This is a genomic window from Streptomyces sp. NPDC056452 (genome assembly GCF_042796085.1).
Classification (GTDB): Bacteria; Actinomycetota; Actinomycetes; order Streptomycetales; family Streptomycetaceae; genus Streptomyces.
Genome location: NZ_JBHTRI010000052.1, coordinates 1 through 20,788, shown reverse-complemented (window position 1 = coordinate 20,788; position 20,788 = coordinate 1). Strand labels below are relative to the sequence as shown.

Here is a 20,788-nt window from a genome sequence, read left to right as displayed (position 1 = left end):
AAGCTGTACCAGGGCCAGCGCTGACCCTCGCCGAACACCTGCCCGTACACCTCACAGATCGACTGAGCCGCTCATGATCGAGATTCCGTCCGACCTCCACCCGGACCTCGTGCCGCTGGCCTTCCTCCTCGGTAACTGGGCGGGTGCGGGCGTCTCCGACTTCCCCGGTGCCGAGAAGTGCAACTTCGGCCAGGAAGTCACCTTCAGCCACGACGGCCGGGACTTCCTCGAGTACGTCTCGCACTCCTGGGTGCTGGACGCCGACGGCAATCAGGTCAAGCCGCTGGAGACCGAGTCCGGCTACTGGCGCATCGACAAGGACCGCAAGGTCGAGATCGTCATGGTCCGCGACCAGGGCATCGTCGAGATCTGGTACGGCGAGCTGGCCAAGCAGAAGCCGCAGATCGACGTGGTCACCGACGCGGTGGCCCGCACCGCGGCCTCCGGCCCGTACAGCGGCGGCAAGCGGCTCTACGGGTACGTGAACAGCGACCTGATGTGGGTCGGCGAGAAGGCCACCCCCGATGTGGAGCTGCGGCCGTACATGTCGGCGCACCTGAAGAAGGTCGTCACTCCGGAGGAGGTCGCCGAGATGGCGAGGGGCCTCGGGGACCTGCCCGACGACGGCATCGCCTTCTTCAAGTAGGAGCTGACCGGCTTTCCGGCTTTCCGGCACAGACGTGCCGGTGTCCGGCCCCGCCCTACACTGGGCCTGTGGTGAGCACCGACTGGAAGACCGATCTTCGGCAGCGTGGCTACCGGCTGACGCCGCAGCGTCAGCTTGTCCTGGAGGCGGTCGACCGGCTGGAGCACGCGACGCCCGACGACATCCTCTGCGAGGTGCGCAGGACGGCGTCGGGCGTGAACATCTCCACCGTCTACCGGACCCTGGAGCTCCTGGAGGAGCTCGGGCTCGTCAGTCACGCGCACCTGGGGCACGGGGCTCCGACGTACCACCTGGCGGACCGCCACCACCACATCCACCTGGTCTGCCGGGACTGTACGAACGTCATCGAGGCCGATGTCGACGTGGTCGCCGACTTCACCGCGAAGCTCCGCGGCGCGTTCGGCTTCGAGACCGACATGAAGCACTTCGCGATCTTCGGCCGCTGCGCGGACTGTGCGGCGAAGGCCGCGGAAGCGGCGGACGAGGCGGAGGCAGGCCCCGAGGGGGCCGCTCCGGCAGAGGCGCCCCGTAGCGAGCCGTAGCCCGAGTCGTACGCTGGTCGCATGAAGAGCCCCTTGCTGTCCCTGCCCGGCGCCGTCCCCGCCGAAGGGCGCGACGAAGGCGTCGCCGCGCACTACGGCGACCTGTTCCGCGAGCAACGCGCGCTTGCCGACGGCCGCGGCCTCGTCGACCTCTCGCACCGGGGTGTCGTCACGGTCACCGGCGACGACCGGCTGACCTGGCTGCACCTGCTGCTCACCCAGCACGTCAGCGACCTGGCGCCGAACCAGGCGACCGAGGCGCTGATCCTCTCCGCCAACGGCCACATCGAGCACGCCCTCTACCTCGTCGACGACGGCACGACGGTGTGGATGCACGTCGAACCGGAGACGCAGGGCGAGCTGATCGCCTACCTGGAGTCGATGAAGTTCTTCTACCGGGTCGAGGTCGCCGACCGCACCGAGGACTTCGCCGTCGTCCATCTGCCGGCCGGTTCCATCGCCGAGGTCCCGGACGGTGTCGCCGTACGGGAGACGCCGCACGGCCGTGACCTCTTCCTCCCGCGCGCCGACCTGGAGACGTACGCCGCCGGTCACGGTCCCGCCGTCGGCATCCTGGCGTACGAGGCGCTGCGCATCGAGTCGCACCGCCCGCGCCTCGGCTTCGAGACCGACCACCGGACCATCCCGCACGAGCTGGGCTGGATCGGCACCGCCGTGCACCTGCAGAAGGGCTGCTACCGGGGGCAGGAGACGGTCGCCCGTGTCCACAACCTGGGGAAGCCGCCGCGCCGGCTCGTCTTCCTGCACCTCGACGGCAGCGAGGTGTTCCTGCCCGGCCACGGAACGCCGGTCCGGCTGGCCGCCGACGGGGAGGACGGCCGTCAGCTCGGCTTCATCACCACGTCGGCCCGCCACCACGAGCTGGGCCCGATCGCCCTGGCGCTGGTGAAGCGGAACGTGGCCGTGGACGCGGAACTGATCGCGGGTGACACCGCGGCGGCCCAGGAGACGGTCGTCGAGCCGTAGACCCTCTACGCGCGGCTGTCCACCCGCGCTGCTACACGTCGATCAGTACGGTGAACGGGCCGTGGTTGGTGAGCGAGACACGCATGTCCGCCCCGAAGCGGCCCGTCTCCACCTGTGCGCCCAGCGCGCGCAGCTGTGCCACCACCTCGTCCACCAGCGGTTCGGCGACCTCGCCGGGGGCAGCGGCGTTCCAGGTGGGTCTGCGGCCCTTCCTGGCGTCCCCGTAGAGAGTGAACTGCGAAATGACCAAAAGTGGTGCATTCACGTCCGAGCAGGACTTCTCGCCCTCCAGGATCCGCAGGGTCCAGAGCTTGCGGGCGAGCTGCGCCGCCTTCTCCGCGGTGTCCCCGTGAGTGACCCCCACCAGCACACACAGTCCCTCGCCGACGATCTCACCGACGGTTCCCGCCCCCGAGGGATCGTCGGAGGTGCCCGCGACGGCGACGCTCGCGCCGTCCACTCTCTGTATCACTGCACGCATACAGACCAACCTATCTTGGGCTGAACGGGTACAGAGCACCTGCGTGAGCACCGTGCGTAGTGGCACGATGCACGATGTCGGTGTGCCGACGCACCGGTCGAGGGGACGGAACATCATGACCACACATGGAACCGGGCCATCACCCGGAGCCGTACCGGTGACACGTACTGCCGGTACCGTGCGCCCGCCCGTACAGCGGACCGGCGCCTCGCCCGCACAGGGCCCGTTGCCCGCGCAGCTGCCCACGACGCTGACCGGACCCCTGTCCGTACCGGGACAGACGGGGAGCGGCGGAGCCGGGGAAGGACTCGCCTCCGTGCGTCCGCAGCCCGAATTCCGCGGACTGAGGCTGCCGGAACTGCGCACGCTCCGCCGTGACGCGCAACGCGACGAGGCGGACCTGAGTTACGTACGCCGTCTGGTCCAGGGCCGGATCGACATCCTGCGCGCCGAGCTCGCCGGCCGCTCCGGGCCGGAGTCGCCGGTGGTGGACCGGCTCTCGGAGATCCTCGCCGACACCCCGTCCGTCCACCGCTCCTCGGCGCGGCACGTCACCCTCACCACACCGCGCAGCGACGAGTACCGGCAGCTGGCCGCGGACACACTCGCCGAGGTCGAGCTGTCCGACCTCGACGCCCGGACGGACGAAGAGCTCCTCACCGCGATGGGGCGCCTCGTCCGCTACGAACAGCAGGTCTCCCGGCGCCGGCACCGGCTCCAGCGCACCGTTGACGATTGCAGTGCGGAGATCGCCCGCAGGTACCGTGACGGAGAAGCACAAGTAGACGATCTGCTCGCCTGAAGCGACCCTTCCGGGGGCAGGTCCCGCCCCGCCCCCGGAAGGCCACCCGCCACCATGACCTCCATATCTCCCGCCGCGTCCCCCGCGCTCCCGGTCCTGGCCGAGGTCGTACGGTCCGGTTTCACCGAGGGCCACCACCGGGGATCGCTGGTCGTGCTGGCCGCCGACGGGCGGGTGGAGTACGCGCTCGGCGACCCGGCGGCCCCGGTCTTCCCGCGCTCGTCCAACAAGCCGATGCAGGCCGCCGCGATCCTGCGGGCCGGTCTTGACCTGTCGGGGGAGCGGCTGGCACTGGCCGCCGCGAGCCACTCGGGGGAGGACTTCCACCTCGACCTCGTCCGCACGATGCTCTCCGAGCACGGACTGAAGCCGGACGACCTCCAGACCCCGCCGGACCTTCCGCTGGACCCGGTGGAGGCGGAGGCCTACCTCGCCGCGGGGCGGGTGCGGGAGCCGCTCACGATGAACTGCTCCGGCAAGCACGCGGCGATGCTCGCCGTCTGTGTACAGAACGGCTGGGACACCTCGACGTACCTCGACCCGGCGCATCCGCTGCAGCAGCTCGTCGGCCAGGTGGTCGCGGAAGCGGCGGGCGAGCCGGTCGCGGCGGTCGGCACGGACGGCTGCGGGGCCCCGCTGATGGCGATCGGCCTGGTGGGTCTGGCCCGCGCGTTCCGTACGTTCGTCCTGGCGGAGCCCGGCACCGCGGAGCGCCGGGTCGCCGACGCGATGCGGGCGCACCCGGAGTTCGTCGCCGGGACGCGGCGCCCGGACACCTGGCTGATGCGCGAAGTGCCGGGCACGCTCTCGAAGATGGGCGCCGAGGCGGTCCAGGCGGTGGCGCTCGCGGACGGCAGGGCGCTGGCCTTCAAGATCGACGACGGTTCGACGCGTGCGCTGGGCCCGGTGCTGGCCCGTGCGCTGGAACTGCTCGGTGTCGACGCCCCGGTGGTGTCCCGCATCGGCAGGGCGCCGCTGCTGGGCGGCGCCGCGGAGGTCGGCGGGATCCGCGCGGCGTTCTGAGGGGCGGGGGCAGGCGGTGAGGGGGGCCGAAATCCGCGCGACATTCCCGACACCGTGTGCCTAGCGTGGTGGGCATGACCACCGATCTCCGTACCGTCACCGCGTCCGACTACCCCGAATGGCTGCGCGCCGTGAACGCCGGCTTCCTGCGGCCGCTCGCGGACACGGAGCAGGAGGTCGCGGACCGTCTGGCCCACACCGATCTGTCCCGTGTCCAGGGCGTGTTCGACAACGGGCGCTGCGTGGCCACCTTCCGTTCCTTCGCCCAGGAGCTGACTGTCGTGGGCGGCGCCACGGTGCAGGCCGACGCGGTCTCCGCCGTGACGGTGACGGCCACGCACCGCCGCCGCGGACTGCTCCGCCGGATGATGACCGCGGACCTGGCGGCGGCGAAGGAGCGCGGCGACGTGGTCGCCTCGCTCATAGCGGCCGAGTACCCGATCTACGGGCGGTACGGCTTCGGGCCGGCGACCTGGACCACCGAGTGGGAGATCGACGTCCCCCGGGCCGGCCTGGACCCGCACAGGCCCGCCCTCTCGGAGGCGGACGGCGGCAGTATCGCGCTCGTCGACGGCGCGGACGTACGCAAGCTGGGCCCCGAGCTCCATGCCCGTCTGGCGGCCCGGCAGCCCGGCGTCATCAGCCGCGACGCACGCTGGTGGGAGCGGCACACCGGCGTCGGCGTACCGGCGCACGAAGGGTGGACGGAGCCGTTCTACGGGGTGTACCGCAACGCGGACGGTGAGGTCGACGGGCTGGTCCTCTACCGCGCCGGCACCGAATGGAGCGACTCGAAGCAGCCGCTCAACAAGGCCACCGTCTCGGGCCTGATCGCGGCGACCCCGGCGGCGGAACGCGCACTGTGGCGCTACGTCTGCTCGATCGACTGGATCACCACGGTCCGCACCGGCCACCGCGCCCCCGACGACCTGCTCCCCCTGCTCCTCCCGGACCCCCGGGCCGCCCGCACCGTGACCCAGGCGGACTGGCTGTGGCTGCGCCTCCTGGACGTACCCCGGGCCCTGGAGGCCCGCACGTACGCGACCGAGGCCACGCTGGTCCTGGACGTCCACGACGGCACGGGCCTGACGGCCGGCCGTTTCCGGCTGGACGTCTCCCCGTCCGGTGCTTCCTGCACCCCGACGACACGGAGCGCCGACCTCGCTCTGGACGTACGGGAGCTGGCGACGCTCTACCTGGGCGACGAGTCGGCGCTGCGACTCGTCGCGCTGGGCAGTGCGCAGGAGAACCGGGCGGGGGCCGCGGCGACGGCGGAGACGGTGTTCCGTACGGCGCGGCGGCCGTGGTGCCCGGACGTGTTCTGACGGGTTCTGTGAGCTTCCCAGGTGCCCGGGTGGTCCCGGGCGCCTAGAGGGACGCGCCCACCACGAGCACGGCCAGCAGCACGGCACCGGCAGTGGTGCACTGCTCGCTGCCGGACTTCCAGCCGCCGACCAGCAACGACACGGCGACAGTGCTCATGACGCCGAATTTCCACTCCAGATACCGCTCGAGGAAGAAGATGAGTACGGGCATGGCGGTCCCTCCTGAGGAGGTGGGGAGCGAAGGCTCCGGGAAGCGGCCGATGCGCGAGCTGCACCCGTACGGCGTTGGACGGATTCAGCGATGAACGTGCCCTGTACAAAAGGATGTTGGCAGAGTTGGCGACCAACTCACTTCTTAGGGTCCCCACTTGGTGCTGGTTCATAACCAACTTCGCAACAAGTTCCATTAGATGGCAGGAAGTTGTAGCGTTCTGTTGTGACCCCTGAGCGCGGAGCAACGAACGGCACCACGAAGCCCTCCTCGGAAGAGGTGGCGGACATCCTGCGGGAGCGGATCCTCACCGGCGTACTCAAGACCGGCGCCTCCATGCCGACGCAGGCGCAGCTCGTCGAGGAGTTCGGCGTCGAACGGGGCGCGATCCGGAAGGCGGTGGAGCATCTGAAGTCCGAGGGGATGCTCACCGCGGTCACCCGGGGCGCCCCGCCGCGCATCGCGGGCCCCCCTCCCGTCGGCGGCGAGGCGGACGACGAGCCCCAGCAGACGGCGGCCCTCCTGGGGCCCAAGATCCTGGCGGCGTTCGGGGCGCCCGAGGTGCGGATCGACGCGCTCTGCCTCACGGCGGAATCCCTCGCGCTCGCCCTGGCGGAGCCCCTGCAGCGGATCCGGTCAGGCCGTCTCACGCCGCGCTCGGTGAAGGTGCGCATCCTGCTGCCGGACCGCCGTCTGGACCTGGCGTTCCCCCGGCCGGCCGATGACGCCGAGGACGCCGCGCAGGTCCACGAGCGCTGGCTGCATCTGCGCAACATCCAGGGCGCGGCCATGCGGCACCACCTGCTGGCGATGCGCAGCACGCGCCATCTCGACGTCGAAGTGACCTTCCGGGCGCTGCCGTTCACCCCGCCCGTGAAGATCTACCTGCTGAACGACGCCGAGGCGCTGTTCGCGTACTACACCGTCACCCGGCGGGAGGAGCAGATCGACGGCAGCCCGGTCCAGCTCTTCGACGTCCTGGGGAGCGACTCGACGCTCTTCACCTTCAACGGTGACGGCGGGGTGCGGGACGAGGCGTTCGTCGCGCAGTCGTCGATGTGGTTCGAGGGCCTGTGGACCACCGTGGCCACCGATCTGAACCTGGAGACCTGATACGGGGATCGTGTGTTCACCGAGTTCTGCCGCAGGGGGCGCGGGCAGTATGGGGAGGCGAAGTGCCGGCCCCCGGCCCGCGCCCCGACGGACGGAGCGACGTGATTCAACCGCACGCGACCGACCCGCATGCCCTTCTCTCATCCGCCGCATGCGTCCTCTTCGACTTCGACGGCCCCTTGTGCCGGCTGTTCGCCGGCCATTCGGCCGAGGGGGTCGCGCGGCGGCTCTCAGGGCGGCTGGCGGCACTCGGCCGTGATCCGGCGCCGGTGGCCGCGAGCGTGCGGGACGCCGACCCGCTCGGCGTGCTCCTGGCGGTCCGCAAGCACTACCCCGAGGACCGCGCGCTGATGGCCGCGCTGGACGGGCAGCTCACCGAGGAGGAGGTCGTGGCGGCGGGAAGGGCCACCCCGACCCCGGGAGCGGCGGAGCTCGTCCGGGCCCTGAAGGCTGCGGGTACGCGCCTCGCGGTGACCACCAACAACTCGCCCGCGGCGGTGACCTCCTACCTCGCCAGGGACGGTCTCGGCCCGTGCTTCGACGGGCACATACACGGCCGCAGGCCGGACCCGGCCCTGCTCAAGCCGGACCCGGACTGCCTGCACCGCGCGCTGGAGTCGACCGGGGTGGCCGCCGCGGACGCGCTGATGATCGGTGACTCGGCCGCCGACTGGCTGGCCGCCAGCAAGGCCGGAGTGCCCTTCCTCGGCTACGCGGAGAACGCCTGGAAGTACCGGGAACTGCGCGACGTGGGAGCGGAGGTGAGCGTCTCCACGCTCGAAGGGCTCGCTCGTGCGGCGAGTTCCCCGCACGAGCGGAACACCAGCGCGGCTCGAACGGCGACGGCGAGTGTTCGATGCGAAATCACTCGGCCGGAAACGACCGAGTGACGACGACGTCAATTTCCCCCGCCCCGGACGATCAGCGCGGTACCTTCCTCGTCAGTTCCACAGTTCCGTACCCACGAGGCCGCCATCCATGACAGTCGACGCAGTGTCCGAGGTCCGCCGGACGGCGGCGGAGAGAGCCGGGCTGGACTACGGCGACAGGGCGATCGAGGGCCCGCTCCAGGGGTACCACCACGAGACCTACGTCATTCCGCTTCCGCCCGGCAGCGACCCGGGCGTGCGGCCCAGGCGGGGCAAGGTGCGGGAGCCGCGTCCCGGGCTGTTCTGGTACGACCGACGGTGCTTCCGGTCCGAGGAGCTCCTGCTCCGGGCCCTGCAGGGGCGAGTGCAGAGGATTCCGGAAATCATCGAGGCCGGCGCGGCCCGGCTCCAGGTCTTCATCGAGGGACGCACGCTGGGGCAGGGGGTGCTGCCCAGCGGACCGCTCTCCGACCGGCATCGCGACCAACTCGGCCAACTTTTTGGTGAGTTGGCAGCGGTCAAGACGGACGAGATCGACATCGGGCGGATCTGCCGGCCCGAGGACCGGCCCGAGGACGGAGACTGCGCGGGGTTTCTGGCCGGCCTCATCACGTTCACCCAGGAGCGGGTCTACCGGGAGCACGGTGCCCCGTACCGCGGGCTGTTCGACCGGCTGGGCGTGAATGACGCCGCCCTGGAAGAGCTGAGGCACCGGGCGCGGGGGCTGGGGTCCCGGCCCTTCGTGCTCGTCCACGGTGATCTGCACCGGGCGAACTTCATCGTCGACCTCCGCGGCGACCTGTGGGCCATCGACTGGGAACTCGCCATGATCGGCGACCCGCTCTACGACCTGGCGACGCATCTGCACCTGATGCGCTACGCGGACGAGGAGCGGGAGGAGATCTGCGGGATCTGGGAGGCGGCGGTCGAAGCGGCACGGCCGGACGCGACGTCGGGGTGGCGGCGGGATCTGCCCGTGCTGCTCGACTACAAGCGGGCCCAGTCGGTGTACACGGATGTCATCCGCGGAGCGCTCGTGCTGGAGGAGCCGGCGGGCGGGCCGAACCGGCACCTGCTCCCGGGTGTGGCGGAGCAGGTCCGGCAGGCGCTGGTGGCCGCGCAGCCGCTGTTCGGGGCGCAGGCCGTTCCCACGCTCGGGCAGGTCATGGATGCCTACGAGCAGTGGTTCCGGTCGCGCCCCGCCGTCACCGCGTCCGCACCCTGAACAGCACCCCGGAGAGCCCCACCGCGAGTACCAGGATTCCCGTCGCCCACGCGAGCGCGATCCACGGGGTGTGGCCCACCGGCTGGTTCAGCAGGAGGCCGCGCAGCGACTCGATGGCCGGGGTGATCGGCTGGTGGTCGGCGAAGCCGTGGAGCCAGCCCGGCATGCTGTCGACCGGGACGAACGCGCTGCTCGGGTACGGCAGGAACGACATGAAGAAGGTGAACCCGCCGGCCGCCTCCGGGGTTCTGGCGAGCAGTCCGATGGCCGCCGAGATCCAGGACAGCGCCGTGATGTAGGCGAGGAGCACGGCGGCGACGGCCGCCCAGCCGGCCGGGGTCGCCGCCGGGCGGAAGCCGATGAGGACGGCGACGCCGAACACGAGGGTGGTGGAGACCAGATTGCGTACGGTGCTTGCCACGACGTGCCCGGCGAGCACCGGCGTACCGCCGACGTCCAGGGAGCGGAAGCGGTCGATGATGCCGCCCTTCATGTCCTCGCTCACGGCGACCGCCGTGGTGGAGGCGCCGAATCCCGCGCACAGGAGCAGGACTCCGGGGACGACGTACATGACGTACGAGTCGTAGGCGGGGCCCGTGTCGATCGCGCCGCCGAAGAAGTAGACGAATATCAGCATCAGCATGATCGGCAGCAGCATCGAGGTGATGACGGCGTCGATGTTGCGGCGGCTGATGCGCAGGCTGCGGCCGGTCATGACCGCGGCGTGGGTCAGGACTCCGGGTGCGTCAGACATGGGCCGGTGCCTCCGTGGTCTGTGCGGTGAGGGCCAGGAACACGTCGTCGAGGGTCGCGCTGTGCACGGAGAAGCGGTCCACGTCCGTGCGGTGCGGGTCGATCTCGTCGAGCAGGGCGCGTACATGGGCTGCCGTGCCGTCGGTGGGCAGGCCCAGGGTCAGCGTCCCGGGGGAGTGGTGGACGGCGCCGGTGGCGAGCCGGAGGTAGGCCTCGCGGCTGGTGAGGACCACGTCGAGGCGGTGGCCGGAGGTGTGCGACTTCAGTGTGTCCGGGGTGCCTTCGGCGACGATCCGGCCCCTGTCCAGTACGGCGATGCGGTCGGCCAGTGTGTCGGCCTCCTCGAGGTACTGGGTGGTGAGCAGCACCGCGGCACCCCGGCCCGCGAGGTCGCCGACGACCTGCCAGAGCTCCCGGCGGCTGCGCGGGTCGAGACCGGTGGTGGGCTCGTCGAGGAAGAAGACGCCGGGCTCGGGCGAGCCGACGAGTCCCGCCGCCAGGTCGAGGCGGCGCCGCATGCCCCCGGAGTACGTACGGGTCCGGCGGCGGGCGGCGTCGGTGAGGCCGAAGCGGACGAGGAGTTCCTCGGTCCGCTGCTCGGCCTGCTTGCGCGAGAGGCCTGTCAGCCTCGCCGTCATCCGCAGGTTCTCCTCGCCGGTCTGGGTCTCGTCGACGGCGGCGAACTGCCCGGTGAGGCTGATCGCGCGGCGCACCCGGCTCCGGTCGGTGACGACGTCGAACCCGGCGACGCGTGCCGTGCCGGAGTCGGCGGTGGTGAGGGTGGCGAGGATGCGTACGGCCGTGGTCTTGCCCGCGCCGTTGGGGCCGAGCAGAGCGAAGACGGAGGCGCGGGCGACCTGGAGGCCGACGCCGTCCAGGACGCGGACCCGTGCGGCCGGTCTTCCGTAGGACTTCGTGAGGCCGTGGGCCTCGATCATTGCTCCGGGCATGGGAGTCCACCCTTCTGCGTATGTCATACGCGTTACTGCGTAAGCATTACGCAAACCTAGGATGAAGGTCAAGGCAGTACGGGGAGAGGCGGCTTCGGGTGACGGAGAAGAACGGCGGTTCGGGCGGCACGGGCCTCCCGGCCAGCATCGAGGCCGCCTGGGGTCTGCGGGACCGCCCGGTCAAGGGGCCCAAGCCCGGGCTGACCCTGGACCGCATCGTCGCCGCGGCCGTGGCCGTCGCGGCCTCGGAAGGGCTCGCGGCCGTCTCGATGGGGCGGGTCGCCAAGGACCTCGGCGCGTCCACGATGTCGCTCTACCGGTACGTCTCGGCGAAGGAGGAGCTCTACCTCCTGATGCAGGAGGCGGCCATGGGCGAGCCACCGCCGCTGCCCGCCCTGGAGGCGGGGGAGGGCTGGCGGGAGGCGATCGGCCAGTGGGCACGGGCCCAGCGGGAGATGTTCCACCGCAACCTGTGGGCGCTGCGCATGCCGATCTCCGGCCCGCCCGCCAGCCCGAACTCGGTGGCCTGGTGGGAGCAGGGCCTCCAGGCGCTGGAGGACAGCGGACTGAGCGAGGGCGACAAGATCTCCACCATCCTCCTCGTCTCCGGTTTCGTCCGGAACGAGGCGCTGCTGATGAGCGATATCGCCGCGGCCGTCGCGGCGAAGGGCGTGCCCGCCGACGAGGTGAGGGCACGGTGGGAGAGGACCATGGGCCGACTGGTCGACCCCGTACGGCATCCCGCGCTCAGCCGGCTGATGGGCAGCGGTGTCATGAGTGAGCCGGACGACCCCGACTACGAGTTCGTGTTCGGACTCGCACGGCTGCTCGACGGGACCGAGGCCCTGATCCGACAGCGGCGCACGGAGGGCCAGGACATCAAGTCCGGTTGAGGTCAGGGGCGTACGCTTCATGGTCATGAGCGTCATGAGCGGAGAGAAGACCGGCCCGGCGGCGCTCGCGCCGACAGGTCTGCGTGAGCGCAAGAAGCAGCTGACCTGCAAGGCGGTCTCCGATGCCGCGATCGGGATGTTCCTGGAGCGGGGCTTCGGCAAGGTCTCCGTGGCCGAGGTGGCGGCTGCGGCCGACATCTCCAAGCCGACGCTGTTCCGGTACTTCCCGGCCAAGGAGGACCTGGTGCTGCACCGGTACGCCGAGCACGAGGACGAGGCGGCCCGGGTGGTCTCCGGCCGGGCCCCCGGCGAATCGCCCCTGGCCGCGCTGCGCCGCCACCACCTGGACGGTCTCGACCGCCGCGACCCGGTGACGGGGCTCTGCGACACCCCGGCGGTGCTGGCGTTCCACCGGCTGCTGTACGGCACCCCGTCCCTCGTCGCCCGGCTGCACACGTACCGGGGGCGCTCCGAGAAGGCGCTCGCCCGCGCCCTGGGCAACGGGATGCCGGCGCGGCTCGCGGCGGGGCAGATCGTCGCCGTCCTGCGGATCCTCGCCGAGGGGAACTGGCGGCGGATCGACGCCGGGGAGAGCGCCGGCCAGGTGTACGGGGGCGCGGTGGCGGCGGCCGAGAACGCCTTCGTCCAGCTGAGGACGGGGCTGGAGCAGGTCAGTCGTTGACGGGGTGCACCTCGTCGCTCACGCGTCCACCCGGGTGAGAGCGAACCCGAACGGGCCGTGCAGATCGGCCGGTTCACGGAAGAGCACGCCCGTCATCCCGAGGGCGACGGCCGCGTCGACGTTCTCCTGGCGGTCGTCCACGAAGAGGCACCGGTCCAGTGGCACCCCAGCGCGTGCGGCGGCGATCCGGTAGATCTCCGGGTCCGGCTTCGCGACGCCCTCCACGGCGCTGCTGACGACATGGTCGGCCAGGTCGCCGATCCCCAACGCGGCCAGGTCGTCCTCCAGTCGGAGGGTCGCGTTGGTGACCAGGACGAGCGGCACCAGGGCCCTGACCCGTCGCAGCAGGGCCACCACCTCCTCGTCCGCCCGGAACGGCGCCCGGGCGAGCGCCCGGCCCAGCTCACGGGCCCGGGCCTCGTCCACCCGGCCGGCCAGGCCGGACACGATGGCCTCGACCCACTCGTCCGGGGAGATCCGGCCCAGGAGCAGCGGGAGGTCGGTCTCCGGCGCGTACGCGATCTCCTCGGTGGTGCCTTCCGGGAGGCCCGCGGCCCGTTCCAGCGAGGCCAGGTGCGTCGTGTCGTAGAAGCGGATGACGTTGTCGAGGTCGCACAGCACCGCGTCGAAGGGCCGGTCGGCCGGTTCCCGAATGGCGGTGGCGGACGCGGTGGCGAACGCGAGGATGTCGCGTACCGCATCGCCCAGTGCGGCGAAGCGACGGTGAGCACCGGCCTGCGTGACCTGAGCGGCCGGGCCTGTCTGTGTGCCGCCGGCGGTCGGGCCCTGTGGTGTGCCGCCGGCGGCCGGGGCGTTCACCGACCACACCGTCATCCCGGCCCGCAGCCCTGCCTGCACCCCGGACGGGGCGTCCTCGATCACGAGGCAGTCCTCCGGCCGGGCGCCGAGCCGCTCGGCCGCCAGCAGGTACGGCGCCGGGGACGGTTTGCCCTCCACCACCGACGCGGCGTCCACGATCACCTCGGGCACCGGCAGCCCCGTACGGGCGAACCGGCCGCGGACCCGGTGCTCGTAGTTGGACGTGACCAGCGCCCAGGAGCCGACGGGAAGGGAAGCCAGCAGTGCCGCGGCGCCGTCGAACGCGGTGTAGTCGCCGGTACGGACGTCCTCGTCCTCCAGTTCGTGCAGGAGGTCCAGGCAGACGTGCGGATCCCGGTCCGGGGCGACCTCGGCGAAGGTCTCCATGGGCCGCGTGCGCAGCGCCGTCCGGTAGACCTCGTCGGGGTCGAGGCCGTGCCGCAGCGCCCATGTGCTCCAGACCCTGCGTTGGTTGTCGAGCGCGTCGATCAGGGTGCCGTCGACATCGAACAGCACGTACTTTCCGGGCACCTGCATGGCCGGTCTCATTCCGCCGCGGGTATGTCCAAAGCCGTTCCGTACAGGCGGGAGACCCGGAGGCGGATCACCACACGGCGCTCCACCACGGCCTGCGCCAGGAAGGCGGCCTCGTCCGCCGGGTCGTCGAAACCCGGCGTCAGGGAGAGTAGTTCACGGCCGATCGCGTCACCGGCCACAACGGACTCCTGCGACACCTCCGCCTCGCCCTCGGCGACGGCGAACGACCATTCGTCGCCGCCGCGGACGTGCAGCGAGGCGTGCGGATCCCGGCGCAGCATGCGCGCCTTCAGGCGGTCGGCGGTGGTGGAGACGCGTACGGTGCGGTCCTCGCTGTTCCAGCGGTACAGCACGGTCGACAGATGCGGGTGCCCGGTACTGCGGACGGCGGCGAGCACGCCGAACGGCTGCTCCTGGAGGATTCGGGAGAGCTCCTCGTCGGTGAGGACGCGGGGCGCGGGCCCGCTCTTCGGCTTCGATGATCCGACTGCGTTCATGGAACGACCTTTCAGGAACGGGCGGGAGCGGCTGCGGGGCGAAGGACGAGGAGCGCGAGGGCGAAGGCGGCGACGAGCAGGCCCGTGCCGACTCCGAAGGCCAGCTGGTAACCATTGGTCAGCGCGTCGGCTCTGCTGTGGCCTTCGGCCAGCAGCCGCTCACTGCGGCCCGCCGCGAGTGTGGACAGCACCGCGACGCCGACGGCCATACCGATCTGCTGCGTCGTGTTGAAGACGCCCGAGGCGAGCCCGGCATCGTCGTCGCCCGCACCGGACATGCCGAGCGCCGTCAATGCGGGGAGGGCGAGCCCGAAACCGGCGGCCAGGAGCATCACGGGGAGCAGGTCGCTCACGTACTGCGCCTGTACGGGAACCCGGGTGAGGAGCCCGAGGGCGCCGATCAGCAGCAGGATCCCGGCCAGCAGGACGGCGCGTTCACCGAACCGGGCGTTCAGCCGCGCCGAGACGCCCAGCGATACGGCTCCGATGACGGCGGCGGCCGGAAGCATGGCGAGACCGGTCTCGGCGGCGCCGTACCCGAGCACGTTCTGCAGGAAGAGCGCGACGAGGATCTGGAACGAGAACAGGGCGGCCACCATGAGGACCTGGACCAGGTTGGCCCCGGCCACACTGCGGGACCGGAAGATCCGCAGGGGCATGAGCGGCGTCCTGGCGGTGGCCTGGCGGACGACGAACCCGACGAGGAGTACGAGGGTGAGTGCGCCGAGGCCGAGTGTGGGCGCGGAGGTCCAGCCGTACTCCTCGACCTTGACCACGGTGTAGATGCCGAGCATCAGACCCGCGGTGACGAGTGCCGCGCCCAGGACGTCGGCGCCGGCGGCGAGGCCGATGCCGCGGTCGGCGGGCAGGACGCGGCGGGCGATCAGGAGGGCCGCGATGCCGATCGGCAGGTTGATGAAGAAGATCCAGTTCCAGGCGAGCGCGTCGGTGAGGCCGCCGCCGAGCACCTGCCCGATCGAGGCGCCCGCCGCCCCGGTGAACGAGAACACGGCGATGGCCCCGGCGCGTTCCCGTTGCCCGGTGAACAGGGTCACGAGGATGCCGAGGCCTACGGCGGAGGCCATCGCGCTGCCGACCCCCTGCAGGAGCCGGGCGGCGATCAGCATCCCGGGGGTCGCTGCCACGCCGGCCAGCAGGGAGGCCGCGGTGAAGACCACGGTCCCGGCGACGAACATGCGCTTGCGGCCGATCAGATCGCCGAGCCGGCCGGCCAGCAGGAGCAGGCTGCCGAACCCGATCAGATAGGCGTTGACCACCCAGCTGAGGCCGGCGGAGGTGAATCCGAGGTCGCGCTGGATGGCGGGCATCGCCACGGTCACGATGGAGCCGTCGAGGGTCATCATCAGCATCCCGGAGGCGATCACTCCGAGGGCCAGCTTGCGGGTGCGGGCGGTGGGCCCGGTGGCGTCGCGCGGCGGAAGGGGCGCAGTGACAGACATCGGTCTTCTCCTGTCGGAACGGGTCGACAGGAGTGACCGTAGCAGATGGTTTTGTTGCAGACTATATTTAACGGCCCTACCGGCTGCGGCTAACTCTGGCCCTGGCGGGCGCGCCGGACCGGGCGGGGGTTCTCGACGGGGGTGGCCAGGTGCTCCTCGGCCAGCTGGTTCAGGGCGCGCAGCAGCACGTCGCGGTCGCTGTCGGGGAGTGTCGACAGGGCGTCCTTGTGCACCTGGTCGACGATCTGCTGGCTCCGCTCGGCGAGCCGGGCGCCTTCCTCGGTGACGGCGATGATCCGGGCCCGTCGGTCACGGCTGGACGGCCGCCGCTCGGCGAGCCCCGCGCTCTCCAGGGCGTCCACCGTCACCACCATCGTGGTCTTGTCCATGTCGCCGATCTCCGCGAGCTGGATCTGGGTGCGCTCCCCCTCAAGCGCGTGTACCAGGACGCAGTGCATCCGAGCCGTCAGCCCGATCTCGGCGAGGGCGGCGGCCATCCGGGTCCGCAGGACATGGCTGGTGTGGTCGAGGAGGAAGGAGAGGTCCGGTGCGGTGCGGGCGGGCGTCATGGCGGTCATGTCAGCCAGCGTAACAATTCGGTCCGTGGCGGATCGTCCGGAAGAGACGCACTACGTCTTCCGGAGCCCGGCTAGGGAATCGCCCCGCGGAGAAGAGCGCGGGCGAACGGCTCTCCGGTCGCCTCCGCGTACGCCACCCGCTCCTTCACCTCGCGCAGGGTGCGCGGGCGGTAGCCGGGGCCGCCGCAGCAGCTCTTGTGGAAGCGGATCCCCGCGTTCAGGAGCACCGAGAGCGCACGCCACGCCGCGACGTCCCGTCGTCGCGGCGGCGCGAAGGCGGACCCGACGTGGATCAGCTTCCCTGCGCAGCGCGGACAGACGCGCTCCCGGTCCCTGTCGTAAGGCTGCTTGTACGAAGCCCGGCAGGGCAGGCACACGTAGGCGGTCTTCCCATGGGGCATGGGGGCAGCGTAGGCGCTCGGTCCGGCGCCTTCGAGCTGTTTTTCCACCGGTTCGACGGGCGGACCCGGTTCAGCGGCCCCGCCACAGACGTCCGACGCGGCGACGGATCCCGCGCCGCGGGCGGCGGGGCCGCGAAGGTGACTCCTGCGGACCGCCGTCGCCCGGATCCTCACCACGCCTGCGCCCCCACGGATCGCCGGGCGACAGGAGGGGTACCTTGCGCTCCGCCTGCGCCCGGATCTCGTAGTGGGCGTCATGAGCGGTCACCCTGAACGCCTCGTCGTACGAGGCCATGGCGGCACTGATCGCCGCTCCGGCGACACCGCGGCGACGGACGCGGGACGCCAGCCAGGTGAAGAAACCCATGACCCCGGCGACTGCGCCCGCGAGGACCAGGAGCGGCAGGAACTCACTCATGGGCGGAGCCTACCCAGGAGGTGCAACGGCGCCCGCGGATCGTCTGTCGGCAGAACTCCGTCCAGGAGCACCGATCGCCGGGACGGGGCACATCCGCCGTGCCATGCTGGTGAGCATGACCCCCCTGGCCGACCTGGTACGGCTGCGCCGCGTCCGGGACATGATGGACCGCGACTACGCGCAGCCGCTGGACGTTCCGGCGCTGGCGAGCGTCGCCCTCATGTCGCCCGGACACTTCTCCCGCAGTTTCCGCGCCGCCTTCGGGGAGACGCCCTACAGCTACCTGATGACCCGGCGCGTCGAGCGGGCGAAGGCGCTGCTGCGGCGGGGCGACCTCAGCGTCACGGACGTCTGCTTCGCGGTCGGATGTACTTCGCTGGGGTCGTTCAGTTCCCGCTTCACGGAGCTGGTCGGTGAGAGCCCGAGTGCCTACCGGGCCCGCCCCCACGAGGCCGGCGCCGCGATCCCGGCGTGCGTCGCCAAGATCATCACGAGACCGGTCAGGAACGGAGAAGCGAATCCCGCCGCCGACTCGTAGCGTCGAAGCCATGAACATCAACCTCTCGCAGTGCTTCATCGCCGTCGACGACCACGACAAGGCGCTCGCCTTCTACCGCGACGCCCTCGGCCTGGAGGTGCGCAACGACGTCGCCTTCGAGGGAATGCGCTGGGTGACCGTCGGCTCGCTCACGCAGCCCGACGTGGAGATCGTCCTCGAACCGCCGCTCGCCGACCCCAACGCCTCGGAGGCCGACAGGAAGGCGATGGCCGAACTGCTGGCCAAGGGCAACCTGCGCGGCGTGATCTTCTCCACCGACGACTGCGACACCACCTTCGAAAGCATCAGGGCAGCGGGCGGGGAGGTGCTGCAGGAGCCGATCGACCAGCCGTACGGCGTCCGCGACTGCGCCTTCCGTGACCCGGCCGGGAACATGATCCGCTTCACCCAGTCCCGCAAGGCGTAGGGAACGGCGGACCGTTGCCGCGACAGCTCCCGCGAATGTAGAACCGGACGTACGTGCTCGAAGCCGGTCGGATCGAACCGGGCGACACCGGCCGGGACCGCCCGGCGGCCCCGCCTCACAGATGGAGAGACGATAAGCATGGCCACGAAGAAGGACACGCAGTCGCCCGCGCTGCACGATGCCGACAGCCACGACCTGATCCGCGTGCACGGCGCACGCGTGAACAACCTCCAGGACGTCAGCATCGAGATCCCGAAGCGTCGGTTGACGGTGTTCACCGGTGTCTCCGGATCAGGCAAGAGCTCCCTGGTGTTCGGCACGATCGCCGCGGAGTCGCAGCGGCTGATCAACGAGACGTACAGCACCTTCGTGCAGGGCTTCATGCCGACCCTCGCGCGGCCCGACGTCGACGTACTCGACGGGCTGACGACCGCGATCAGTGTCGACCAGCAGCGGATGGGGTCCGACCCGCGCTCCACTGTGGGCACCGCCACGGACGCCAACGCGATGCTGCGCATCCTCTTCAGCCGCCTCGGGAAGCCGTACATCGGCTCGGCCAAGGCGTTCTCCTTCAACGTCGCCTCGATCAGCGGTGCGGGAGCGGTCACGGTGCAGCGCGCCGGGCAGACCGTGAAGGAGCGGCGCAGCTTCAGCATCACCGGCGGCATGTGCGCGCGCTGCGAGGGCCGGGGCAAGGTCTCCGACATCGACCTCACCCAGCTGTACGACGACTCCAAGTCGCTCGCGGAGGGCGCGTTCACCATCCCCGGCTGGAAGTCGGACAGCCAGTGGACCGTGGGGCTCTACGCCCAGTCGGGCTTCCTCGACCCGCACAAGCCGATCCGCAGGTTCACCAAGAAGGAGATGCAGGACTTCCTCTACCGGGAGCCGGTCAAGGTCAAGGTCAACGGCATCAACCTCACCTACGAGGGGCTGATCCCCAAGATCCAGAAGTCGTTCCTGTCCAAGGACAAGGAGGCGATGCAGCCGCACATCAGGGCGTTCGTGGAGCGCGCGGTCACCTTCAGCAGCTGCCCCGAGTGCGACGGCACCCGTCTCAACGAGGGTGCCCGCTCGTCGAAGATCAAGCGGAAGAGCATCGCCGACGCCTGCGCCATGGAGATCAGGGACCTGGCCGACTGGGTCCGCGGCCTGAAGGAGCCGTCGGTGGCGCCGCTGCTCCTCGCGCTGCAGCAGACCCTCGACTCGTTCGTGGAGATCGGCCTCGGCTACCTCTCGCTCGACCGGCCGGCGGGCACGCTGTCCGGTGGCGAGGCGCAGCGCGTGAAGATGATCCGTCACCTCGGCTCCTCGCTCACGGACATCACGTACGTCTTCGACGAGCCGACGATCGGGCTGCACCCGCACGACATCCAGCGGATGAACGGCCTGCTCCTGCAACTGCGCGACAAGGGCAACACCGTGCTCGTGGTCGAGCACAAGCCGGAGGCCATCGCGATCGCCGACCACGTCGTCGACCTCGGTCCCGGCGCCGGTACGGCGGGCGGCACCGTCTGTTACGAGGGCAGCCTCGAAGGGCTGCGGTCCAGCGGCACCGTCACCGGCCGCCACCTCGACGACCGGGCCTCCGTGAAGGAGTCGGTGCGCAAGCCCACCGGTGCCCTGAAGATCCGCGGCGCGAAGGCGAACAACCTGCGGAACGTGAACGTCGACATTCCGCTCGGCGTGCTCACCGTCATCACCGGTGTCGCCGGCTCCGGCAAGAGCTCGCTCGTGCACGGCTCGATCCCGGCCGACGAGGGCGTGGTGGCGGTCGACCAGGCCCCGATCAAGGGCTCCAGGCGCAGCAACCCGGCGACGTACACCGGACTGCTCGAGCCGATCCGCAAGGCGTTCGCCAAGGAGAACGGCGTGAAGCCGGCGCTGTTCAGCGCCAACTCCGAGGGTGCCTGCCCCACGTGCAACGGCGCCGGCGTCATCTACACGGACCTGGCGATGATGGCCGGCGTGGCCACCACCTGCGAGGACTGCGAGGGCAAGCGGTTCGACGCCTCGGTGCTCGACTACCACCTCGGCGGCCGCGACATCAGCGAGGTGCTCGCGATGTCGGTGACCGAGGCCGAGAAGTTCTTCGGTGCCGGTGAGGCGCAGACGCCTGCCGCGCACAGGATCCTGGAGCGGCTCGCCGACGTCGGTCTCGGCTACCTCACGCTCGGCCAGCCGCTCACCACACTGTCGGGCGGCGAGCGGCAGCGGCTCAAGCTGGCCACCCACATGGGTGACAAGGGCGGCGTCTACGTCCTGGACGAGCCGACCACGGGCCTGCACCTCGCCGACGTCGAGCAGTTGCTCGGCCTGCTGGACCGGCTGGTCGACTCCGGCAAGTCGGTGATCGTCATCGAGCACCACCAGGCGGTCATGGCACACGCCGACTGGATCATCGACCTCGGCCCGGGCGCCGGCCACGACGGCGGCAAGGTCGTCTTCGAGGGCACCCCCGCCGACCTCGTCGCCGACGGGTCCACCCTCACCGGCGAGCACCTCGCGGAGTACGTCGGCGCCTGACGGGGACGCGCGGACGCTCGCAGCACGGGCGGAAACCAGGAGGCGGGGCCGGCACTGCCGGCCC

General features: G+C 70.9%; 24 protein-coding genes and 1 pseudogene. 14 read left to right on the top strand and 11 right to left on the bottom strand.

Features of this window, described 5'->3' with window-relative positions:
* Positions 1-73: 73 nt before the first annotated feature.
* The 3 genes from ACFQ6X_RS33690 (at position 74) to ACFQ6X_RS33680 (ending at position 2,196) form a co-directional block, all read left to right on the top strand.
* Positions 74-646, top strand: coding sequence for an FABP family protein (locus ACFQ6X_RS33690; protein ID WP_383187390.1), 573 nt, complete (start codon positions 74-76; stop codon positions 644-646).
* A 68-nt stretch (positions 647-714) separates the two neighbouring features.
* Positions 715-1,209 (top strand): Fur family transcriptional regulator, encoded by a 495-nt coding sequence (locus ACFQ6X_RS33685; protein WP_383187387.1) that lies wholly within the window; start codon positions 715-717, stop codon positions 1,207-1,209.
* Positions 1,210-1,230: 21 nt separating this feature from the next.
* Positions 1,231-2,196, top strand: coding sequence for a YgfZ/GcvT domain-containing protein (locus ACFQ6X_RS33680; protein ID WP_383187385.1), 966 nt, complete (start codon positions 1,231-1,233; stop codon positions 2,194-2,196).
* A gap of 31 nt (positions 2,197-2,227) precedes the next feature.
* On the opposite strand, the gene dtd is transcribed toward ACFQ6X_RS33680, so the two are convergent.
* Entirely contained in the window at positions 2,228-2,677 is a 450-nt protein-coding gene (gene dtd, locus ACFQ6X_RS33675) for a D-aminoacyl-tRNA deacylase (RefSeq protein ID WP_329208738.1), read from the bottom strand.
* Positions 2,678-2,792: 115 nt separating this feature from the next.
* On the opposite strand from dtd, the gene ACFQ6X_RS33670 reads away from it, so the two are divergent.
* From ACFQ6X_RS33670 to ACFQ6X_RS33660, 3 genes are all read left to right on the top strand, one after another.
* Positions 2,793-3,479 (top strand): ABC transporter substrate-binding protein, encoded by a 687-nt coding sequence (locus ACFQ6X_RS33670; RefSeq protein WP_383187382.1) that lies wholly within the window; start codon positions 2,793-2,795, stop codon positions 3,477-3,479.
* A 54-nt stretch (positions 3,480-3,533) separates the two neighbouring features.
* Complete coding sequence (locus ACFQ6X_RS33665) at positions 3,534-4,502, top strand: asparaginase (RefSeq protein WP_383187379.1); 969 nt, start codon at positions 3,534-3,536, stop codon at positions 4,500-4,502.
* 74 nt (positions 4,503-4,576) lie between these two features.
* A complete protein-coding gene (locus ACFQ6X_RS33660; protein WP_383187377.1) occupies positions 4,577-5,827 on the top strand; it encodes a GNAT family N-acetyltransferase in 1,251 nt (416 codons plus the stop codon).
* 43 nt (positions 5,828-5,870) lie between these two features.
* Here the strand turns inward: ACFQ6X_RS33660 and ACFQ6X_RS33655 are convergent, their stop codons facing one another.
* A complete protein-coding gene (locus tag ACFQ6X_RS33655) occupies positions 5,871-6,038 on the bottom strand; it encodes a hypothetical protein (RefSeq protein ID WP_383187375.1) in 168 nt (55 codons plus the stop codon).
* 225 nt (positions 6,039-6,263) lie between these two features.
* Here ACFQ6X_RS33655 and ACFQ6X_RS33650 point away from each other — a divergent pair, with 225 nt between their 5' ends.
* The 3 genes from ACFQ6X_RS33650 (at position 6,264) to ACFQ6X_RS33640 (ending at position 9,245) form a co-directional block, all read left to right on the top strand.
* Positions 6,264-7,151: a winged helix-turn-helix domain-containing protein gene (locus tag ACFQ6X_RS33650; protein ID WP_383187373.1), complete on the top strand. Its 888-nt coding sequence runs from the start codon at positions 6,264-6,266 to the stop codon at positions 7,149-7,151.
* Positions 7,152-7,252: 101 nt separating this feature from the next.
* A complete protein-coding gene (locus ACFQ6X_RS33645) occupies positions 7,253-8,041 on the top strand; it encodes an HAD family hydrolase (protein WP_383187370.1) in 789 nt (262 codons plus the stop codon).
* An 88-nt stretch (positions 8,042-8,129) separates the two neighbouring features.
* Entirely contained in the window at positions 8,130-9,245 is a 1,116-nt protein-coding gene (locus tag ACFQ6X_RS33640; protein ID WP_383187367.1) for a phosphotransferase, read from the top strand.
* Here the strand turns inward: ACFQ6X_RS33640 and ACFQ6X_RS33635 are convergent.
* Positions 9,226-9,999, bottom strand: a complete 774-nt coding sequence (locus ACFQ6X_RS33635; protein WP_383187365.1) for an ABC transporter permease — start codon at positions 9,997-9,999, stop codon at positions 9,226-9,228. The genes ACFQ6X_RS33640 and ACFQ6X_RS33635 overlap by 20 nt on opposite strands.
* Positions 9,992-10,948: an ATP-binding cassette domain-containing protein gene (locus ACFQ6X_RS33630; RefSeq protein WP_383187363.1), complete on the bottom strand. Its 957-nt coding sequence runs from the start codon at positions 10,946-10,948 to the stop codon at positions 9,992-9,994. Before ACFQ6X_RS33630 ends, ACFQ6X_RS33635 begins: the two co-directional genes overlap by 8 nt.
* Before the next feature lie 98 nt (positions 10,949-11,046).
* Here ACFQ6X_RS33630 and ACFQ6X_RS33625 point away from each other — a divergent pair, with 98 nt between their 5' ends.
* Together ACFQ6X_RS33625 and ACFQ6X_RS33620 are read left to right on the top strand one after the other, a co-directional pair.
* Positions 11,047-11,841 (top strand): TetR/AcrR family transcriptional regulator C-terminal domain-containing protein, encoded by a 795-nt coding sequence (locus ACFQ6X_RS33625; protein WP_383187361.1) that lies wholly within the window; start codon positions 11,047-11,049, stop codon positions 11,839-11,841.
* A gap of 19 nt (positions 11,842-11,860) precedes the next feature.
* Positions 11,861-12,523, top strand: coding sequence for a TetR/AcrR family transcriptional regulator (locus tag ACFQ6X_RS33620; protein WP_383187358.1), 663 nt, complete (start codon positions 11,861-11,863; stop codon positions 12,521-12,523).
* Positions 12,524-12,541: 18 nt separating this feature from the next.
* On the opposite strand, the gene ACFQ6X_RS33615 is transcribed toward ACFQ6X_RS33620, so the two are convergent.
* The 7 genes and pseudogenes from ACFQ6X_RS33615 to ACFQ6X_RS33585 form a co-directional block, all read right to left on the bottom strand.
* Positions 12,542-13,177 carry an HAD family hydrolase gene (locus tag ACFQ6X_RS33615; protein ID WP_383187426.1) on the bottom strand — a complete coding sequence of 212 codons (636 nt, stop codon included), beginning with the start codon at positions 13,175-13,177 and terminating at the stop codon, positions 12,542-12,544.
* A gap of 147 nt (positions 13,178-13,324) precedes the next feature.
* Positions 13,325-13,891: pseudogene (locus ACFQ6X_RS33610) on the bottom strand (HAD-IA family hydrolase); the annotation flags it as partial.
* Positions 13,888-14,376 carry a TIGR03618 family F420-dependent PPOX class oxidoreductase gene (locus ACFQ6X_RS33605; protein ID WP_383187357.1) on the bottom strand — a complete coding sequence of 163 codons (489 nt, stop codon included), beginning with the start codon at positions 14,374-14,376 and terminating at the stop codon, positions 13,888-13,890. The gene ACFQ6X_RS33605 and the pseudogene ACFQ6X_RS33610, both read right to left, overlap by 4 nt.
* A gap of 11 nt (positions 14,377-14,387) precedes the next feature.
* Entirely contained in the window at positions 14,388-15,836 is a 1,449-nt protein-coding gene (locus ACFQ6X_RS33600; RefSeq protein WP_383187354.1) for an MFS transporter, read from the bottom strand.
* Positions 15,837-15,925: 89 nt separating this feature from the next.
* Positions 15,926-16,414, bottom strand: a complete 489-nt coding sequence (locus ACFQ6X_RS33595; RefSeq protein WP_329208724.1) for a MarR family winged helix-turn-helix transcriptional regulator — start codon at positions 16,412-16,414, stop codon at positions 15,926-15,928.
* 71 nt (positions 16,415-16,485) lie between these two features.
* Positions 16,486-16,815, bottom strand: coding sequence for a deoxyxylulose-5-phosphate synthase (locus ACFQ6X_RS33590; protein WP_383187352.1), 330 nt, complete (start codon positions 16,813-16,815; stop codon positions 16,486-16,488).
* A 70-nt stretch (positions 16,816-16,885) separates the two neighbouring features.
* Entirely contained in the window at positions 16,886-17,233 is a 348-nt protein-coding gene (locus tag ACFQ6X_RS33585; protein WP_383187350.1) for a hypothetical protein, read from the bottom strand.
* 115 nt (positions 17,234-17,348) lie between these two features.
* On the opposite strand from ACFQ6X_RS33585, the gene ACFQ6X_RS33580 reads away from it, so the two are divergent.
* The 3 genes from ACFQ6X_RS33580 (at position 17,349) to ACFQ6X_RS33570 (ending at position 20,724) form a co-directional block, all read left to right on the top strand.
* Positions 17,349-17,771, top strand: coding sequence for a helix-turn-helix domain-containing protein (locus tag ACFQ6X_RS33580; protein ID WP_383187347.1), 423 nt, complete (start codon positions 17,349-17,351; stop codon positions 17,769-17,771).
* 10 nt (positions 17,772-17,781) lie between these two features.
* Positions 17,782-18,198 (top strand): VOC family protein, encoded by a 417-nt coding sequence (locus ACFQ6X_RS33575; protein WP_383187344.1) that lies wholly within the window; start codon positions 17,782-17,784, stop codon positions 18,196-18,198.
* A gap of 138 nt (positions 18,199-18,336) precedes the next feature.
* Positions 18,337-20,724: an ATP-binding cassette domain-containing protein gene (locus tag ACFQ6X_RS33570; RefSeq protein WP_383187342.1), complete on the top strand. Its 2,388-nt coding sequence runs from the start codon at positions 18,337-18,339 to the stop codon at positions 20,722-20,724.
* Positions 20,725-20,788: the final 64 nt, after the last annotated feature.

What these genes read in the sequence shown, in the direction of transcription:
- ACFQ6X_RS33665 (WP_383187379.1), top strand. Translation starts at nt 3,534, where the DNA reads ATGACCTCCATATCTCCCGCCGCGTCCCCCGCGCTCCCGGTCCTGGCC.
- ACFQ6X_RS33580 (WP_383187347.1), top strand. Translation starts at nt 17,349, where the DNA reads ATGACCCCCCTGGCCGACCTGGTACGGCTGCGCCGCGTCCGGGACATG.
- ACFQ6X_RS33600 (WP_383187354.1), bottom strand. Translation starts at nt 15,836, where the DNA reads ATGTCTGTCACTGCGCCCCTTCCGCCGCGCGACGCCACCGGGCCCACC.
- ACFQ6X_RS33630 (WP_383187363.1), bottom strand. Translation starts at nt 10,948, where the DNA reads ATGCCCGGAGCAATGATCGAGGCCCACGGCCTCACGAAGTCCTACGGA.
- ACFQ6X_RS33680 (WP_383187385.1), top strand. Translation starts at nt 1,231, where the DNA reads ATGAAGAGCCCCTTGCTGTCCCTGCCCGGCGCCGTCCCCGCCGAAGGG.
- ACFQ6X_RS33640 (WP_383187367.1), top strand. Translation starts at nt 8,130, where the DNA reads ATGACAGTCGACGCAGTGTCCGAGGTCCGCCGGACGGCGGCGGAGAGA.
- ACFQ6X_RS33590 (WP_383187352.1), bottom strand. Translation starts at nt 16,815, where the DNA reads ATGCCCCATGGGAAGACCGCCTACGTGTGCCTGCCCTGCCGGGCTTCG.
- ACFQ6X_RS33620 (WP_383187358.1), top strand. Translation starts at nt 11,861, where the DNA reads ATGGTCATGAGCGTCATGAGCGGAGAGAAGACCGGCCCGGCGGCGCTC.
- ACFQ6X_RS33660 (WP_383187377.1), top strand. Translation starts at nt 4,577, where the DNA reads ATGACCACCGATCTCCGTACCGTCACCGCGTCCGACTACCCCGAATGG.
- ACFQ6X_RS33585 (WP_383187350.1), bottom strand. Translation starts at nt 17,233, where the DNA reads ATGAGTGAGTTCCTGCCGCTCCTGGTCCTCGCGGGCGCAGTCGCCGGG.
- ACFQ6X_RS33670 (WP_383187382.1), top strand. Translation starts at nt 2,793, where the DNA reads ATGACCACACATGGAACCGGGCCATCACCCGGAGCCGTACCGGTGACA.
- ACFQ6X_RS33690 (WP_383187390.1), top strand. Translation starts at nt 74, where the DNA reads ATGATCGAGATTCCGTCCGACCTCCACCCGGACCTCGTGCCGCTGGCC.
- ACFQ6X_RS33655 (WP_383187375.1), bottom strand. Translation starts at nt 6,038, where the DNA reads ATGCCCGTACTCATCTTCTTCCTCGAGCGGTATCTGGAGTGGAAATTC.
- ACFQ6X_RS33570 (WP_383187342.1), top strand. Translation starts at nt 18,337, where the DNA reads ATGGCCACGAAGAAGGACACGCAGTCGCCCGCGCTGCACGATGCCGAC.
- ACFQ6X_RS33635 (WP_383187365.1), bottom strand. Translation starts at nt 9,999, where the DNA reads ATGTCTGACGCACCCGGAGTCCTGACCCACGCCGCGGTCATGACCGGC.
- dtd (WP_329208738.1), bottom strand. Translation starts at nt 2,677, where the DNA reads ATGCGTGCAGTGATACAGAGAGTGGACGGCGCGAGCGTCGCCGTCGCG.
- ACFQ6X_RS33605 (WP_383187357.1), bottom strand. Translation starts at nt 14,376, where the DNA reads ATGAACGCAGTCGGATCATCGAAGCCGAAGAGCGGGCCCGCGCCCCGC.
- ACFQ6X_RS33595 (WP_329208724.1), bottom strand. Translation starts at nt 16,414, where the DNA reads ATGACCGCCATGACGCCCGCCCGCACCGCACCGGACCTCTCCTTCCTC.
- ACFQ6X_RS33575 (WP_383187344.1), top strand. Translation starts at nt 17,782, where the DNA reads ATGAACATCAACCTCTCGCAGTGCTTCATCGCCGTCGACGACCACGAC.